A 14,909-nucleotide genomic window follows, 5' to 3' on the forward strand; every position below is an offset into this window, starting at 1 on the left:
CGTGGACGAGGCGCTGTGACCATTCGGGGGCCGCTCGTGGCTGACCCCCAGGGTTTTCTGAAGCACACCGCACGGGAACTGCCCAAGCGGCGCCCGGTGCCACTGCGCCTGATGGACTGGAAAGAGGTCTACGAGGAGAACTTCTCCCACCAGACCTTGCAGACCCAGGCCAGCCGGTGCATGGACTGCGGTATCCCGTTCTGCCACAACGGCTGTCCGCTGGGAAACCTGATCCCCGAATGGAACGACCTGGTCTACAAGGACCGCTGGCGCGAAGGCATCGACCGGCTGCACGCGACCAACAACTTCCCGGAGTTCACCGGGCGGTTGTGTCCCGCGCCGTGTGAGGCGTCCTGCGTGCTCGGCATCAACCAGGATCCGGTCACGATCAAGCAGGTCGAGGTCGAGATCATCGAGAACGCCTTCGACGAGGGCTGGGTGACCCCGGTCTACCCGACCCGCCTCACCGGCAAGAAGGTCGCCGTCGTCGGTTCCGGTCCGGCCGGTCTGGCCGCGGCGCAGCAGCTGACCCGCGCCGGGCACACCGTGACCGTGTTCGAGCGGGCCGACCGCATCGGCGGTCTGCTGCGTTACGGCATCCCGGAATTCAAGATGGAGAAGCGCTTCATCGATCGCCGTCTCGCGCAGATGGAGGCCGAGGGCACCATCTTCAAGACCGGTGTGAACGTGGGCGTCGACATCACCGCCGAGCAGTTGCGCGAGCGGTACGACGCGATCGTGCTGGCCGGCGGCGCCACGCTGGCGCGTGACCTGCCGATCCCGGGCCGCGATCTGGACGGCATCCACCAGGCCATGGAGTTCCTGCCCTGGGCCAACCGGGTGCAGCTCGGCGACGACGTCACCGACGAAGCGGGCCTGCCGCCCATCCACGCGAAGGACAAGAAGGTCGTCATCATCGGCGGTGGCGACACCGGCGCCGACTGCCTCGGCACCTCGCACCGGCAGGGCGCGGCGAGCATCCACCAGTTCGAGATCATGCCGCGTCCCCCGGAGGAGCGGGCCGCGTCCACCCCGTGGCCGACCTACCCGCTGATGTACCGGGTCTCCTCGGCGCACGAGGAGGGCGGCGAGCGCGTGTTCTCGGTGAACACCGAGCGCTTCGTCGGCGCGGACGGCAAGGTGACCGGCCTGGAGGCGCACGAGGTCAAGATGGTCAACGGCCGGTTCGAGAAGGTGGAGGGCACCGACTTCACGCTCGAGGCCGACCTGGTGCTGCTGGCCATGGGCTTCGTCGGTCCCGAGAAGCCGGGCCTGCTCACCGATCTCGGCGTCGGCTACGACCAGCGCGGCAACGTGCAGCGCGACAAGAACTGGGCGACCAACGTTCCCGGCGTCTTCGTCGCGGGTGACATGGGCCGTGGCCAGTCACTCATCGTCTGGGCCATCGCCGAAGGCCGCGCCGCGGCCGCGGGCGTGGACCGGTACCTGGAAGGCGAGACCGCCCTCCCGGCGCCGATCACCCCCACCATGGTGGCTCAGCGCTAGGTCCCCTCTCTTACCGGAGCGGAAACGAAAGGCGTCTGTGGACAACTCGTCCACAGGCGCCTTTTCGCGTGCGATTTCCCGGCTTCGAGTCGCCCCGGCAACGGAAATCCGACACACTGCGGGGTTCGAATGGCATTGCGGCGGGCGTGGCCTTATTGTGATCTCCGGCGTACTGCTGATCTTGGGATGTGGTTATGAGCGCACCTCATCCGGCCGGGTGACTTCTGTTCACCCGGCGTGCACTGGAACGACATCCAGTGCGTTCAGCATTGACGCGGCAACTCGGCGGGAAGTCGACGAGGGCGAGGTTTGGAGCGGTATGCAGTGGAAGAAGGTCGTCGCGGCTCTGGGTGCGTCCGCGACCGTGATGTCCGGATTGGTTCTCGGTAGCGGTTCGGCGAACGCCGCACCCGGCTGCCCGAGCCTGTACGTGGTGGCGATCCCGGGTACCTGGGAGACCGGGCACGAAAAGAACCCGCAGCCGGGCATGCTTTCCGGCGTCACCCGTGGCCTACCGTCCTCCGCGGAGGTCGACTACGTGACCTATGCCGCGACCGCCTTCCCCTGGGAGGGCGAGGTTTACGGCAACTCCAAGAAGGAAGCGGTCGACAACGCGCGTGGCCTGATCGCGAACATGGCGCAGCAGTGCGGTGCGACCAAGATCGCTCTGGTCGGCTACAGCCAGGGCGCGGACGCCGCCGGTGACCTCGCCGCCGAGATCGGCACCGGCCTCGGTGTCGTGCCGCCCGATCGTGTCGCCGGTGTGGGCCTGATCTCCGATCCGCGTCGTTCGCCCACCGACATCCAGGTCGGCCCGGTCGCGCCGGGAGCGGGCGCCGGTGGTCCCCGTGTCGGCGGCTTCGGCTGGATCAGTGACCGCACCCGCACCATCTGCGCGCTCGACGACCTCTACTGCGCCACCGCGACCGAGGACTTCGTCACACGGTTCGCCGGTTTCCTCGCGCAGGCGTCGGATGCCAATCCGGCCAACATGTGGCGCTACCAGATCGAGGCGGGCAACATCTTCGGCGATCTGATGAGTTCGGGCGGTGTCCCGGTCCTGCAGGCGCAGCTGACCGACTCGGCCAACGAGCAGCGAGTCAAGGACCTGGAGCGTTTCTACAAGTCGCAGGCGCACACCCTGTACGGCAGCTACCCGGTGGGTGGCGGCCAGACGGCCATCTCCTGGATGCACAACTGGATCGCGGGCATGGCCTGACCTGGCACCGAAACCACAGGGCCCACCTCCGAACTCGGAAGTGGGCCCTTTTCGATGCGGCCGGAGGGTCTAGCTGGACCCGGTGGGCGGAAGCACGTGGAAGAAGTGCTTCTGCCGCGGGCCATCCCGCCACGGGCCGTTGTCCGGCTCACAGTCCGGGCCGTCGTGCCGTTCGAAATGTTCGAAAAGACGCGGCCCGTTGTCCGGCCCGTCATGCCGTTCGAAACGTTCGAAATGACGGGGGCCGCCGTCGATGTCGGTGCCCTGCTGCGGCGCGTCCACCAGCTGGATCTGCGCCTGGTCGGCGGTGGTTTCGGCGGACGCGGTCGCCGCGAGGGCCGCGAGCGGGACGGTGATCAGCGCACCGGCCGCGGCGACCCCGGCCAGACGCCGCAGCGGCGTAGCGGTTTTGGAGAGCGACACGGAATTCCTTTCTCTCGAACCGTGAGTCGCCGTTCGGCAGCGGCTCACCGGTCCTATCGAAGGTTCGGTCACTGGGACATCGGTGCGACGCGCCTGGCAATCGGCTGTGAATAACTCAGCGCGTGGCGATCAGCGGATCGCCGGCATGGTCTGAGCAGGCACCGAAAACGTAGGGGCCTCTCGTGACTGGGACACCGGTGCGGTCGGCCTGGCAATCCTCTGTGCGTGCTCAGCTCGAGGCGATATTGCGGGGCAACAGGTCCCAGACGTGCCCGTTCTCGTTGACGGTGGCGGCCGTGCGGCGCCCCGTGCGGGAGAACAGGATGCGGGTGATCGAGCAGTAGTCGATGGGGAAGGTCAGCGGCCTCTCCAGCTCGAGGACCTCTTGCAGCAGCACGTTGATCACACCGCCGTGCGCGAACGCGACGACAGTGTCGGCCGGATCGGTGGCCGCGACGATATCGGCGACCGCGGCGTACACCCTGGCCTTGAATGCCGCACCGTCCACCTGCACCGGAAGATGTCCGGCCTTGATCCGGTCATAGGCGTCGCGGAATTCGACCTTCGCGTCCTCGATGGGAATGTAGGCCGGTAGATCGCGATCGTATTCGGCGAGGTCGTCGACGACATCGACGCCGAGACCCAGTTTCGTGGCGGTCGGCGCCGCCGTCTCCCGAGCCCGGCGCTGCGGGCTGCTCACCACCCGGGAGATCCGGTGATGGCCGAGAGCCGCAGGCACCCGCTCGGCCTGCTCCAGCCCTACCGGGGCCAACTCCGGATCGGCGGGCCCACCCGAAGTCAGCATCCGGACCGGCTGGGCATGGCGAACGAGAATCAACTGCACCCCCCCACTCTGCCGGATGCCTCTGGACCATTCGATCCAGCCCCATCGACCCTTCGTCCGACCCATCGGGGGTGACATACTCGAACCATGACCGTCGAGCCGTTTCCGCAGTGGCTGCGCCCGCCGCCGGGCGGGTTCGTCGCCGAGGATCTCGATCGCCTGCCAGACCTTCCCCCACACACCGAGCTGATCGACGGGAGTCTCGTCTTCGTGAGTCCGCAGGCGCAGTTCCATATGTTGGTCATTACATTGCTCGACTCCGCTCTGCGCCGCCTCGCCCCTCCGCAGCTACGCGTGCGACGGGAAATGACCGTGACTCTCGGGCGGGACCAACGCCCGGAACCGGACATTATCGTGATACACGCCGAAAGCGTCGGCGGCCCCGAACTGACTACTTACCGCGCCGATGATCTCGTGTTGGCAGCCGAGGTGGTGTCCGCCGAATCGCGTACTCGTGATCGGGAGCGCAAACCGCAGCTTTATGCTCGCGCAGGCATCGCTCACTTCTGGCGAGTGGAGAACGTAGATGGCCGTCCGGTCGTCTACGTCTACGAACTCGATCCGGCCACGAAGACGTACGCACTTACCGGTATTCACCACGATCGCCTGAAGCTCACCGTGCCGTTCGATCTGGATATCGATCTCACCGAGATCGATCGGCTTTAGACACGATCGGTTCAGCTTCGGCCGAGCACTCCAGGGCATTCATTCGGTTGAACCAAGGGCGCCCGCACGGACGGGTCGCGGTGCTGTGGAGACGGCGTACGAGCGTGCTTCAGACCACGGTAACGATGGTGCGAATCGACGGCCCGGTTCGCATCGGTCCGGGCCGTCGAAGTCTGCCGTTAGTTGTTCTTCCTGCGCTTGGTCAGCAGGTAGATGCCGCCGATGATCAGGGCGACCACCAGCAGGCAGCAGAGTGCGCCGATGATCAGCCCGCCGCCGCCTCTGCTCTTCTTCTTTTTGGCGGCCAGCTCGAGCGCGGAGTTCCAGGTGTCGGGGCTGGCCCATACGGTGTGGTCCAGCAAACTCGCGTTCGTCAGCAGATCAAGGTACATATCCGAACCCCTTTGGTGTCGCGGCCTCCTCCCGGGGCCGAATCTCCAAGGGTAGCGGTCCGATTCGTTCGATGAGGATTCTTCCAGGACGAAGGCTCGGTCAGCGTGGTTTCACCAAGGGGAACGGCAGTGTCTCGCGGATGCTGCGTCCGGTGATCAGCATGACGATCCGGTCCACGCCCATGCCGAGCCCGCCGGTCGGCGGCATGGCGTGCTCGAGCGCCTGCAAGAAGTCCTCGTCGAGTTCCATCGCCTCGGGATCACCGTTGGCCGCGAGCAGTGACTGCTCGGTGAGCCTGCGGCGCTGCTCCACGGGATCGGTGAGTTCGCTGTAGGCGGTGCCGAGTTCGACACCCCAGGCGACCAGGTCCCAGCGCTCGGTCACGCCCGGGATGCTGCGGTGCTGTCTGGTCAACGGGGACACCGAAGTCGGGAAGTTTATGTAGAAAGTCGGCTCCTGGGTGTGGGATTCGACCAAGTGCTCGTACATCTCCAGCACCACCTGACCGGCGTCCCAGCCGTGCTGACAGGGCACCTCGGCCTTTTCGCAGAGTTGGCGCAACTCCTCGACCTCGGTCTCCGGCGTGATCTCCGTACCGATCGCCTCCGACACCGCGCCGTGCACCGTCCGCACCCGCCACTCGCCGGAGATGTCCACCTCCTCGAAGGTCCCGTCGCCACGGGGCCGCAGGGCCACCATGGCGCCGTTGGCGGCGATCGCGGCGTTCTGGATGAGCCGTCGGCAGGTGTGCATCATGCGCTCGTAGTCGCTGTGCGCCTCATAGGCTTCGAGAATGGTGAACTCGGGATTGTGGCTGAAGTCGACGCCCTCGTTGCGGAAGGTGCGCCCGATCTCGAACACCTTCTCCATTCCGCCGACGCACAGCCGCTTGAGATACAGCTCGGGGGCGATGCGCAGGTACAGGTCGAGGTCGTAGGCGTTGATGTGGGTGAGGAACGGCGTGGCGTTGGCGCCGCCGTGCACCTGTTGCAGGATCGGCGTCTCCACTTCCAGGTAACCCAGGGAGTTCAGCGAGTCCCGCAGTGAGCGCATCACCGCGCTCCGTTTGGCCAGCACCTCGCGGATCTCGGTGTTGATCGCCATGTCGACGTAGCGCTGCCGCACCCTGGCCTCGGGATCGGCCAGCCCCTTCCACTTGTCCGGTAGCGGGTGCAGGCATTTGCCCAGCATCCGCCAGTCCGCCGCGAGCAGCGACAGCTCACCGCGCCTGCTGGCCCCGATCTGACCGCTCACTTCGATCAGGTCGCCCAGATCGAAGAACTCGCCGAACTCGGCGCTTCGGGCGGCGCCGACCCGGTCGCGATCGATGACGAGTTGGATGTCGTCGGTCCAGTCGCGGACCACCGCGAAGATCACGCCGCCGTAGTCGCGGATGCGCAGCAACCTGCCGCAGACCCGAACCGTGGTGCCGCGCGGGGAACGCCGCGCATCGGCGACGGTGTGCGTCGGCGGGTAGGCGACGGGATAGGGATCAATGCCGGAATCCGTCAGCCGCGCCAGTTTGTCCATGCGCACGCGAACCTGTTCGGGCCTGCGTGGCAACTGCTCCGCACTCTCGTGCTCGGGGATTTCCGGCGCGCTGCCGTCGGCGTGCAGGCCCGTCACGGTGGCGGGCACCGCGACATGTTCGCCGGTGTGGATCGCGGTGTCCGGCTCCTTGCCGAACCGGGGCAGGAAGCCCTCCGCCAGCGCGCTGGCCATCGCGACGCGGGGGAGGTGCCTGCGATCTTCGAACAGGAAGAACCGGGGCACCCAGTGCGGCTGATACTTCACATTCGAGCGATACAGCGCCTCCAACTGCCACCAGCGGGAGAAGAACAGCAGCACGCCACGCCACAAGCGCAGCACGGGACCGGCTCCGATCCGGCCGCCTTCCTCGAACACCGAGCGGAACACCGCGAAGTTCAGCGACACCTTGGTGATGCCGTACAGCTCGGAATGCAGCGCGAGCTGCGAGATCATCAGCTCCATCACGCCGTTGGGACCCCCGGGGTCGCGGCGCATCAGCTCCAGCGAGACGCCGGTGCGGCCCCACGGCACCAGCGACAGCATGCCGAGCACCCGGTCCTGCGGATTGACGGCCTCGACCAGCAAGCAGTCGCCGTCCAGCGCATCGCCCAGCCTGCCCAGCGCCATGGAGAACCCGCGCTCGGTCTCGGTGTCGCGCCAGGCATCGGCGCGGGCGATGATCCTGCGGAACTCTTCGGCGGGGATATCGCGATGCCTGCGGATGCGGACCACGACACCGTGCTTGCGCAGCCGGTTGGCGGCCTGACGCACCGGCTTCATCTCGGGTCCGGCCAGCGAGAAGTTCCTGGTATCCAGAATGGCTTCGTCACCGAGGCGCAGCGCGGAAAGACCCGCCCGCCGGTACGCCGTCGCCCCGACTTCGCTCGCGCCCATCACCGCGGGCGCCCAACCGAACTGATCGGCCTCCCGCAGCCAGGCATCGATGGCCTGCGGCCATGCCTCGCGGATGCCGATCGGGTCACCACTGGCCAGGGAGACGCCCAGTTCCACCCGATAGGTCACCGCCGCCTTGCCGCTCGGCGCGAATACCACCCCCTTGTCCCGGCGGGTGGCGAAGTAGCCGAGCGAATCCTCCACATCCGAGCGCTCCAGCAGTCCGCGCAGCGCCGACTCGTCGGTGCCGGTCATCGCGTTCGCCGCCCGCTGCGAGCGCAGCAGGATGACTACCGCGGCCAGCAGCGCGACAGCGCCGAACAGGCCGAGCAGGAAGTTGACGAACGGTCGCGGATGTCCGTCGAAGTGCTCGTTGTCCGCCAGCACCGCCGCGGTCACCCGGTAGACCGCCCACCCAGGCCGCTGCAGGCCCGGCGGAAGACTGCCGGGGAACAATTCCACGAGTCCCCAGCCCAGCAGCGCGCCGATCGCCAGTCCACCGACCAGCACGCCGAGCGCTTTCCACCCGGCGCCGCGGCGCACCTTGGTGTAGAACTCCGGCCATGCCGCGATGAGCACGCCGATCACGGCCAGGTGCACCACCATCGCCACCAGCGCGTGAATACTGCCGCGCTCGGCGAAGGCCATGCCGTTGACCACCGTGTAGATCGCGAGATAGCCGATCAGCAACCACCAGGCGATCCGTTTGCGGCTGGTAATCGCGCCGGCGGTCAACCCGACCACCAGCGCCCACATCAGGTTCGTGTCCGGCGCGTCGAAGTAATAGGTATCGATATAGCGGCGCGGCACCTGGGTCAGGAAACGCAGCGCGGGCGAGAGGCTCCACAGGAAGCACAGCACCGCGAATACACCGAGCGTCAACCCCGCGATATGCGGCACTTCCGAAAGTCGGCCATGACCACGGTGTGGAACCGGCGGAGTCGGTTTATCCACCGCCGGTGTTGCGGTGTCGAGGTGTTGCTGGGCTTGCGTGGAGGTCACGGAACCAGTGTGTACGTTAGTGTGTCGGATTTGCCAAGCCTGCGGCGCGCGTGTTTGTGCGGTGTTTGTACGGTCCGGACTCGAGCGCGGCGTGTTCGCCGCCGAGAAGGCTCGACGACGAACTTTTGTGATTCCGCGCTGACCTGGGCGGAGCGGCCGACCAAATCGGTGTGAATTCGTTGCATACGGTAGAGACGTTCCGATTTCTGCGCGGAGCGGGAGTGCGGCATAGTTGCCCGGAGATCGCTGGGGACCTGGGGCGGTGTTCGGCGAGTTCGGATGGGGTAGTAAGTATTTACCCCATGTCGGAACCAGTCGAAGTACCGATCGATGACGACGTTATTCGGCTCGGCCAGTTTCTGAAGCTGGCCAACCTGATCGATTCGGGTTCGGAGGCGAAGACGGTGATCGCCGCCGGATTGGTGCGGGTGAACGACGAGGTGGAACTGCGGCGCGGGCGGCAACTGCACATCGGTGATGTGGTCGCGCTCGCCGGTCACAAGGCGATCGTGTCCGCCTGATCGCCGCCGGGTCGCGGCGAACGGGCGGATTCGGGCGCGCCGCCGCACCGGCTCAATCCTCGGCGCGTACCACGATGCCGTCGTGGTCGCTGTAGAGCATGTCGCCGTGGACGAAGGTGACCCCGCCGAACTCGACCGGTACATCGCGGTCGCCGCTACCGGTTTGGGTGCTCTTGCGCGGGTTGGTGCCCAGCGCCTTGATACCGATGTCCAGGGTGCGCAGGATGGCGGAGTCGCGAACGGCGCCGTTGACGATGACGCCCGCCCAGCCGTTCTCCACGCCGCGCCCGGCGATGATGTCGCCGACCAGCGCCGTGTGCACGCTCGCACCGCCGTCCACCACCAGCACCTTACCCTCGCCCGGCTCGCCGAGCGTCTGCTTGACCAGCAGATTGTCCTGGAAGCAACGGATCGTGGTGATGCGTCCGGAGAATGTCGCCCGCCCGCCGAACTGGATGAACTGCGTGTCGCAGCTGCGGATTTCCGGGCCGATCTCGTCGGCCAGATCTGCGGTGGCGATTACATTCTGCGATTCCGTCATGGCGTTTATTTTCCAGCGCCCGCGGCGCTGGGTGTTCGCGGCCCCCTATGGCTCGCGTCCGAGCGTCAGGCTTCGCTCGATGGCGCGTCGGCTGTCCTCGCGCGTGGTCGATGGCGCGTTACTTCTCGGGGGCGGCGGCGTTATCTGTGGCCGTAGCGCAGTTCGTACAGGTCGCGGTCGTGTTCGGTGCACTTTCCGTGGTCGACCAGGTCGGGGTTCAGGCCGTGCTGGACCAAGCGGAAGCGGCGCCAGACGTAACTCAGCGCGACCGTGAAGACGATCAGCGGAACGATCATCATCACGATCAAGCCGATCTTCAGCGGCATCGGCCCGGGGAACAGCAGCACCAGGGCGAAGAACGGGATGATCGGCCCGATGAAGCGGACGAGATAGCGTTCCATGGCCCCGTGTCCGACGAGGTCGTGGGTAACCCACTCGTGCAGCTCCTCGGGGAGCTCGCGGCCGAGATCGTAGGCGATCCGCTGCGTGAACGTGGGGGTTTTCATGCCTCCAGGCTATGCCTGTGATATAAGGCACCGCCAGGTCTCGACGCGGGTCATCCACGTCCGTGTCGGCGCTCGTACTCCAGCCGCTCACGCTCGCCCCGGCGGCGGGCGTCGGCATCCGCGAGCGCGGGGTCGAGACCGTGCTTGATCAGCCGATGGCGCCGGTAGACGTACAGCAGCGCCACGGTGAAGTAGATCAGCGGGATGTACAACAGCGCCATCATCGCCAGACCCATCCACAGGGGGCCGGGCAGCAACAGGAACAGCATGAGCACCGGAAGCACCGGCACCAGAAACCGCAGCAGGTAACGCCGCGTAGCGCCCGGCCCGACCAGATCCTCCCGCACCCAATCGGACATCGATTCCGGCAGGGTCCGACCGAAGATATAACCGATCCGCTGTCCGACCGAGGGTGTAGCACTCACCCCTCCAGCATGACAGCCCGAGCCTCACCTACGGTCTGACGGCCGGTGGCAGCCCGAGCCGAAGTCGCGGCAAATCAAACAGAGCGCGCGTGGAACGCCGCTATCTGGGTGACGAGGTTGTGGGTGGTGTGCTGCACGGCGATCTTGACGAACGGCTCGATGGTCTTGCCGAGGGCCCGTCCCGCCAAGCCGCCGGGCACCCGGAAGTCCACGATCGCGTCGACCGTGCACAACCTGTCGCCCTTGGCGTGGAACAAGAAGGTGGATTCGACGTCGAAACCCTTGATGGACTCGACGCCGATGGCGAAGTCCCTCTCCCAGCGGATCACGCGGATCCGCGACTTCAGCGAGGCGGGCCCCAGCTTCATGTGCCCGTCGAAGGTGGCGCCGACGCCTTCGGTCTGCTCGCCGACCGGGGTGAAGGACTGGATACCGTGCAGGAACCGCGACAGGTTCCGGTAGTCGTTCACGTAGGCGAACGCGGACTCCGCCGAGGCCACGCAATCCTCGACGATCTTCACTTCGGTCATGCGCAGACCTTAACGGGTGCGCTCGGACATAGCCCGTCCTCAGCCCGCGCATGGCCGGAGCGAAGGCGGAGGTACGCACAACCGGGACGCGGAGCCGCGGCTCAGGCTGTTACCGCGAGGGTCGCGGCGAGGCCGAAGGCGAGCGCCATCACGACCACCTCGGCTACCGCGCGGCGCAGCGAGTCCTTCGCGTCCATCCGGTGGTCGGCCGCCTTCGGCACCCAGCTGCGCCGCCACCACCAGCCGAGCGCGAGCAAGCCGAGCAGCACCACGGTCTTGGCGAGCAGAATCCGGCCGTAACCGGTGCTGACGAACGGAGCCACCCCACCGACCCGGATCAGCCCGTTGAGCACCCCCGTCACCGCAACGACCGCCACCAGGGGCAACGCCACCGCCGAATACCTGGGCAGCACGGCCGCCCACTCGCCCCGGGTCCGCACGACCAGCGTCAGCGCGACCAGCAACCCGAACCAGGCGCCCGCCGCCAACGCGTGCACCGCGGCGAGAACCGACCCGAACGCCTGTTGCGACATGTGCCCGGTGATCGGCCGCAACGCCAGCGCGACCGCCGCGAACACCAGCACCAGATCGGCGGAGGCGGACTCGGGCCGCCGGAAGGCCAGCGCCGATCCACCGGCCACCGTCGCGACGCCGACCAGGATCGCGATCCCGACCTGCCCGCCGCTGACGTCGACCAGATAGGTGCCGAACTCTCCGGCGCCGAGTCGGCTCACCGGAACGCCGACCACCTCAGCGGCCTCGAAGACCAGCACGGCGAATTCGGCCACCGCCCAGATGCCGGCGAGCACCGCGAGCAGCCGCCACGGTGTCCGCGCGCGCGGCGCCACTCTGGGCAGCGCGGCCAACCCGAGCGCGGTGGCCCCGACACCGTCGGCGACCACCCGGACCACGGCCTCCCCCGGCAGCGGTCCGGGAAGGATCAGGACCCAGGCGAGTACGACGCCCAGCAGCCCGGCCGGGAAGGTCAGCAACACCGCGGGCCATGGCATCCGGCCGGGGGCGCGCCGAGCGCCGTCCCGGCCGCCGGTCTTCACGTCGCTCACCGCTTCTGGTCGCGGCTCCTGCCGCCGAACAAGGCGAACGCGAGTCCGCCGCCGAACAACACGACCGCGCCGACGACGAACACCCACAGCGGGATCCCGTCCGAGCCGTCCGAGCTGTCGTTCGCCTTCGCGTTCGGCTTCGGCCCCGGCGTGCCGTTGCCCGGCTTGCCCAGCGTGAAATGGCGTTTGCCGCTGACCGGGTGCCCGTCGGCCGAGGTCACCCGATAGGCGATGGTGTATTCGCCGACCGGGCCCAGCTCGCCTACGGCGACGCTGACCGTCTTGCCCTCGACCACCGGATCGCCCTTGGACCACAGATTGCCGTCCGGTCCGACGACGGTGAGCGACGGGAAGCTGGGCTGGAGTTCCTCGTTGAACGTGACGCTGGCGCGGTCCGGGCCCGCGTCTACGGTCGCGTTCTCCTCCGGGACGCTGCCGGTCGCGGCGGAGTGCGCGGCGGCGACTCCCGTTGCGCCGATGCCGAACCCGAGCAGAAACAGTCCCGCCACGAGGGCGGCGAGGAGGCGGCGGCTCATGCGCGCCGCCCGCGGATCACGTTGCCGACGCCGAGCGCGACACCGAGCAAGCCGAGTGCCAGACCGATGCCGCCGAGCCAGCGGGCCGTCTGGTCCTCGTGGTCGGCGTCTTCGTCTTCGGCTTCGCTGCTCACCGCGTGCCCGTCCGCGTGGTCTTTCGCGGCGGTCAGGGTGATCGACGGGGCCGGATGTTCCGGTTCGTCGCCGTTCTTCTGGACCGGTTGATCCCAGCTGACCACCTTGCCATCGGAATAGGTCTGCTTGGCGGGGAAGCTCACCGAATCCAGGGCGGGCAGTGGACCGACGGACAGCGCGAAACGCTGGAACTGTCCGGGTGGGATGCCCGGCGCGCCGGGATCGGCGGTCCAGGTGATCGCGGTGATCTCCTTCTTGTCGTTGCGTTCGACCTTGGCCGACCATCCGGGAATCGGTTCGTTCCGAGCGGATTTCAGGTTGGGCAGGGTGACGGTGAGCGCGGTGGTGCTGGCGGTGTCCGATTCGGTGGGCACCCGGAAGGTGGCGACGGCGTATCCGCCTTGCGCCGCGCCGGGCGCGTCCACCGTGACGTGTGCCGCGGCGGCGCCGCCCGCGAGCAGAACGAGCGCCGTTGTGGCGACCGTCGTCGTGAAGGCGCGCGAAATCGAGTTGGACATGCTGAAGTCTCCTGTGCGAGAGGAATGGGTGTCGGAGGATCAGACCGACACCGGCGGCGCGCGAGGACCGAGCGCACCCAGCGCAGCACAGCGATAGGGCGGAAGGCCGGAATCAGCCCAGAACGGCGCGCCGGCGATTCGCATCCGCCGCGGCGGAGCGAGTATCACGCGCAGTGCACCGGAGGCGGCGGCGAAAAGCCGCTCGGCGAGGACGATCAGTGCCGCGCAACCGACCGTCGCGACGGTGTGCGCGAGCAGCATCCATCCGGTCGGCAGCGGGGAAGTCGTTGTGGCGTGCGTGGTTCCGGAATGGTCGTGGTCGACCAGCACCGACAGCGCGGCATGGCTCAGCAGCTGGCCCGCGCCGAGCAGCCCGGCCACGACGGACGGGCGCAGGCACGCTCGCGCGGTTCCCGCGGCCGAGCCGACTCCGGCGGCGATCAGCAACAGCAGCGTCAGCTCGGTGGAGCCCGGCGCACCGCCACCCGCCGCACCGTGTGCGGCGACGGCGAGCACGCCGACCAGCACGCCGACCAGGCCGCCACGCAGGTGGCCGGTGATCGGGTGCGGAGACATCGGGACGAGGAAACTCAGCGCACGCCGAGCCGGGCCAGGATGTCCGACTCGATCCCGGACAGCTCGTGGGAGATCGACGCGTGCACGGAACGGCGGCGATTGGCGGGCATCTGGTCGGAGGTGTGCACGGCGGCCGTCAGGCTGCCGAGGCGGTCCTTGGTGGCGGCGACGAACTTCTGCGCCTCGCCCTTGTCCTTGCCGTCCTGCGAGCCGATCTTCGTCAGCGCCGCTTCGGCATTCGTGATCCGCGCCTGCAGCTTCGCGCCGTGTCCGGTGAAGTCGCCGAGCTGCTCGATGCCGACGCCGAGCTGCTGGGCGCGGCGGGTGTCGAGTTGTCCGCGCAGGAAGGTCGCGCCGCGGTAGGCGAGCGGAGCGAGCACCGGGATGAGCACACGGGCCACCCCGAGGTATTTCTTCACCTGACCGGCGCTGAACGGATCGCGTTCGGCCTTGGCCGCCACCTTCAGCGCGGCCTTCTCCTCCGCCTGGAACGTCGCGATCTGCGCCTTGGCGACCTTGCGCTGGGTGCGGGCCTCGGCCCGGCGCGCTTTGCGGTCGTTCTTCGCGACGAGCTTGGCCTCCATCACGGCCTTGTGCTTGAGGGCTTTCGCCTCGGCCCTGCGGCTCGGCCGCCGCTTGCGCTTCGTGAACAACCCCATCGAAGGCCCTCCGTCATGCTGGTTCGCCATGGCAGTACGACGCCGGGGAAGCCCGTCCGCCCATGTCACACGCTTTGCCGTTACCCTATCGGGTCCACGCCGTCAGCTGCGAGGGTAGTGCGGCCCGCGCGCTCGGCGCCTGACAATTCCCATCCCAGCCGAGCGACTCGGCAGTGGGGTCGACGCGATCGCCAATGTGAGTACCGCGTATGTGCGGGTCACCGCCCCACGCGCCCAGCGCGCCGCAACCCCCGGACGCGCCCAGCGCACCGCAACCCCCGGTTTCGAGCGAAGCGAGACCGAGCATGCGCCGTGGGGGGGGGGGGGGGGGGGGGGGGGGGGGGGGGGGGGGGGGGGGGGGGGGGGGGGGGGGGGGGGGGGGGGCGGGCGGGCCCCCCCCCCCCCCCCCGCCCCCCCCCCT

At 68.0% G+C, this 14,909-nt stretch carries 17 protein-coding genes; 4 read left to right on the forward strand and 13 right to left on the reverse strand.

Annotated elements, in window-relative coordinates:
• The first annotated feature begins 36 nt into the window (after positions 1 to 36).
• Both ACIA5H_RS19095 and ACIA5H_RS19100 read left to right on the forward strand, forming a co-directional pair.
• Positions 37 to 1,506: a glutamate synthase subunit beta gene (locus ACIA5H_RS19095; RefSeq protein ID WP_379249727.1), complete on the forward strand. Its 1,470-nt coding sequence runs from the start codon at positions 37 to 39 to the stop codon at positions 1,504 to 1,506.
• 319 nt (positions 1,507 to 1,825) lie between these two features.
• Positions 1,826 to 2,725 carry a cutinase family protein gene (locus ACIA5H_RS19100; protein ID WP_379249729.1) on the forward strand — a complete coding sequence of 300 codons (900 nt, stop codon included), beginning with the start codon at positions 1,826 to 1,828 and terminating at the stop codon, positions 2,723 to 2,725.
• A gap of 69 nt (positions 2,726 to 2,794) precedes the next feature.
• Here the strand turns inward: ACIA5H_RS19100 and ACIA5H_RS19105 are convergent, their stop codons facing one another.
• Both ACIA5H_RS19105 and ACIA5H_RS19110 read right to left on the reverse strand, forming a co-directional pair.
• Positions 2,795 to 3,148 carry a hypothetical protein gene (locus tag ACIA5H_RS19105; protein WP_379249731.1) on the reverse strand — a complete coding sequence of 118 codons (354 nt, stop codon included), beginning with the start codon at positions 3,146 to 3,148 and terminating at the stop codon, positions 2,795 to 2,797.
• Between the two features lie 229 nt (positions 3,149 to 3,377).
• Complete coding sequence (locus ACIA5H_RS19110; protein ID WP_364434063.1) at positions 3,378 to 3,992, reverse strand: histidine phosphatase family protein; 615 nt, start codon at positions 3,990 to 3,992, stop codon at positions 3,378 to 3,380.
• Between the two features lie 87 nt (positions 3,993 to 4,079).
• Between ACIA5H_RS19110 and ACIA5H_RS19115 the strand changes: the two genes are divergently transcribed.
• On the forward strand, positions 4,080 to 4,658 hold the full coding sequence (locus ACIA5H_RS19115) for a Uma2 family endonuclease (RefSeq protein ID WP_397076948.1): 579 nt from the start codon (positions 4,080 to 4,082) through the stop codon (positions 4,656 to 4,658).
• A gap of 179 nt (positions 4,659 to 4,837) precedes the next feature.
• On the opposite strand, the gene ACIA5H_RS19120 is transcribed toward ACIA5H_RS19115, so the two are convergent.
• A complete protein-coding gene (locus ACIA5H_RS19120; RefSeq protein ID WP_355073325.1) occupies positions 4,838 to 5,050 on the reverse strand; it encodes a hypothetical protein in 213 nt (70 codons plus the stop codon).
• Between the two features lie 100 nt (positions 5,051 to 5,150).
• Positions 5,151 to 8,477, reverse strand: a complete 3,327-nt coding sequence (gene lysX, locus ACIA5H_RS19125) for a bifunctional lysylphosphatidylglycerol synthetase/lysine--tRNA ligase LysX (RefSeq protein WP_397076949.1) — start codon at positions 8,475 to 8,477, stop codon at positions 5,151 to 5,153.
• A gap of 302 nt (positions 8,478 to 8,779) precedes the next feature.
• Here lysX and ACIA5H_RS19130 point away from each other — a divergent pair, with 302 nt between their 5' ends.
• Positions 8,780 to 8,998 (forward strand): RNA-binding S4 domain-containing protein, encoded by a 219-nt coding sequence (locus tag ACIA5H_RS19130; protein ID WP_039794186.1) that lies wholly within the window; start codon positions 8,780 to 8,782, stop codon positions 8,996 to 8,998.
• A 52-nt stretch (positions 8,999 to 9,050) separates the two neighbouring features.
• Here ACIA5H_RS19130 and rraA read toward each other — a convergent pair whose 3' ends face one another.
• The 9 genes from rraA to ACIA5H_RS19175 form a co-directional block, all read right to left on the reverse strand.
• Positions 9,051 to 9,539, reverse strand: a complete 489-nt coding sequence (rraA, locus tag ACIA5H_RS19135) for a ribonuclease E activity regulator RraA (RefSeq protein WP_397076950.1) — start codon at positions 9,537 to 9,539, stop codon at positions 9,051 to 9,053.
• A 140-nt stretch (positions 9,540 to 9,679) separates the two neighbouring features.
• Complete coding sequence (locus ACIA5H_RS19140; protein WP_379249737.1) at positions 9,680 to 10,045, reverse strand: DUF5313 family protein; 366 nt, start codon at positions 10,043 to 10,045, stop codon at positions 9,680 to 9,682.
• Positions 10,046 to 10,095: 50 nt separating this feature from the next.
• A complete protein-coding gene (locus ACIA5H_RS19145) occupies positions 10,096 to 10,470 on the reverse strand; it encodes a DUF5313 family protein (RefSeq protein ID WP_355073318.1) in 375 nt (124 codons plus the stop codon).
• A 74-nt stretch (positions 10,471 to 10,544) separates the two neighbouring features.
• Positions 10,545 to 11,000, reverse strand: coding sequence for an SRPBCC family protein (locus tag ACIA5H_RS19150; RefSeq protein WP_355073317.1), 456 nt, complete (start codon positions 10,998 to 11,000; stop codon positions 10,545 to 10,547).
• Between the two features lie 101 nt (positions 11,001 to 11,101).
• Positions 11,102 to 12,010, reverse strand: a complete 909-nt coding sequence (locus ACIA5H_RS19155) for a CopD family protein (RefSeq protein ID WP_397077021.1) — start codon at positions 12,008 to 12,010, stop codon at positions 11,102 to 11,104.
• 50 nt (positions 12,011 to 12,060) lie between these two features.
• A complete protein-coding gene (locus ACIA5H_RS19160; protein ID WP_379249740.1) occupies positions 12,061 to 12,600 on the reverse strand; it encodes a copper resistance protein CopC in 540 nt (179 codons plus the stop codon).
• Positions 12,597 to 13,253, reverse strand: a complete 657-nt coding sequence (locus tag ACIA5H_RS19165) for a YcnI family protein (protein ID WP_397076951.1) — start codon at positions 13,251 to 13,253, stop codon at positions 12,597 to 12,599. The genes ACIA5H_RS19160 and ACIA5H_RS19165 overlap by 4 nt, the downstream gene beginning before the upstream one ends.
• 39 nt (positions 13,254 to 13,292) lie before the next feature.
• Positions 13,293 to 13,829 (reverse strand): hypothetical protein, encoded by a 537-nt coding sequence (locus ACIA5H_RS19170; RefSeq protein WP_379249744.1) that lies wholly within the window; start codon positions 13,827 to 13,829, stop codon positions 13,293 to 13,295.
• Positions 13,830 to 13,843: 14 nt separating this feature from the next.
• On the reverse strand, positions 13,844 to 14,488 hold the full coding sequence (locus ACIA5H_RS19175; protein ID WP_379249746.1) for a DUF6474 family protein: 645 nt from the start codon (positions 14,486 to 14,488) through the stop codon (positions 13,844 to 13,846).
• Positions 14,489 to 14,909: the final 421 nt, after the last annotated feature.

The organism is Nocardia sp. NPDC051900 (assembly GCF_044452545.1).
GTDB lineage: Bacteria > Actinomycetota > Actinomycetes > Mycobacteriales > Mycobacteriaceae > Nocardia > Nocardia sichangensis.

What these genes read in the sequence shown, in the direction of transcription:
- ACIA5H_RS19170 (WP_379249744.1), bottom strand. Translation starts at nt 13,829, where the DNA reads ATGTCTCCGCACCCGATCACCGGCCACCTGCGTGGCGGCCTGGTCGGC.
- ACIA5H_RS19155 (WP_397077021.1), bottom strand. Translation starts at nt 12,010, where the DNA reads ATGCCATGGCCCGCGGTGTTGCTGACCTTCCCGGCCGGGCTGCTGGGC.
- ACIA5H_RS19150 (WP_355073317.1), bottom strand. Translation starts at nt 11,000, where the DNA reads ATGACCGAAGTGAAGATCGTCGAGGATTGCGTGGCCTCGGCGGAGTCC.
- ACIA5H_RS19115 (WP_397076948.1), top strand. Translation starts at nt 4,080, where the DNA reads ATGACCGTCGAGCCGTTTCCGCAGTGGCTGCGCCCGCCGCCGGGCGGG.
- ACIA5H_RS19175 (WP_379249746.1), bottom strand. Translation starts at nt 14,488, where the DNA reads ATGGGGTTGTTCACGAAGCGCAAGCGGCGGCCGAGCCGCAGGGCCGAG.
- ACIA5H_RS19165 (WP_397076951.1), bottom strand. Translation starts at nt 13,253, where the DNA reads ATGTCCAACTCGATTTCGCGCGCCTTCACGACGACGGTCGCCACAACG.
- rraA (WP_397076950.1), bottom strand. Translation starts at nt 9,539, where the DNA reads ATGACGGAATCGCAGAATGTAATCGCCACCGCAGATCTGGCCGACGAG.
- ACIA5H_RS19160 (WP_379249740.1), bottom strand. Translation starts at nt 12,600, where the DNA reads ATGAGCCGCCGCCTCCTCGCCGCCCTCGTGGCGGGACTGTTTCTGCTC.
- ACIA5H_RS19130 (WP_039794186.1), top strand. Translation starts at nt 8,780, where the DNA reads ATGTCGGAACCAGTCGAAGTACCGATCGATGACGACGTTATTCGGCTC.
- ACIA5H_RS19120 (WP_355073325.1), bottom strand. Translation starts at nt 5,050, where the DNA reads ATGTACCTTGATCTGCTGACGAACGCGAGTTTGCTGGACCACACCGTA.
- ACIA5H_RS19100 (WP_379249729.1), top strand. Translation starts at nt 1,826, where the DNA reads ATGCAGTGGAAGAAGGTCGTCGCGGCTCTGGGTGCGTCCGCGACCGTG.
- ACIA5H_RS19140 (WP_379249737.1), bottom strand. Translation starts at nt 10,045, where the DNA reads ATGAAAACCCCCACGTTCACGCAGCGGATCGCCTACGATCTCGGCCGC.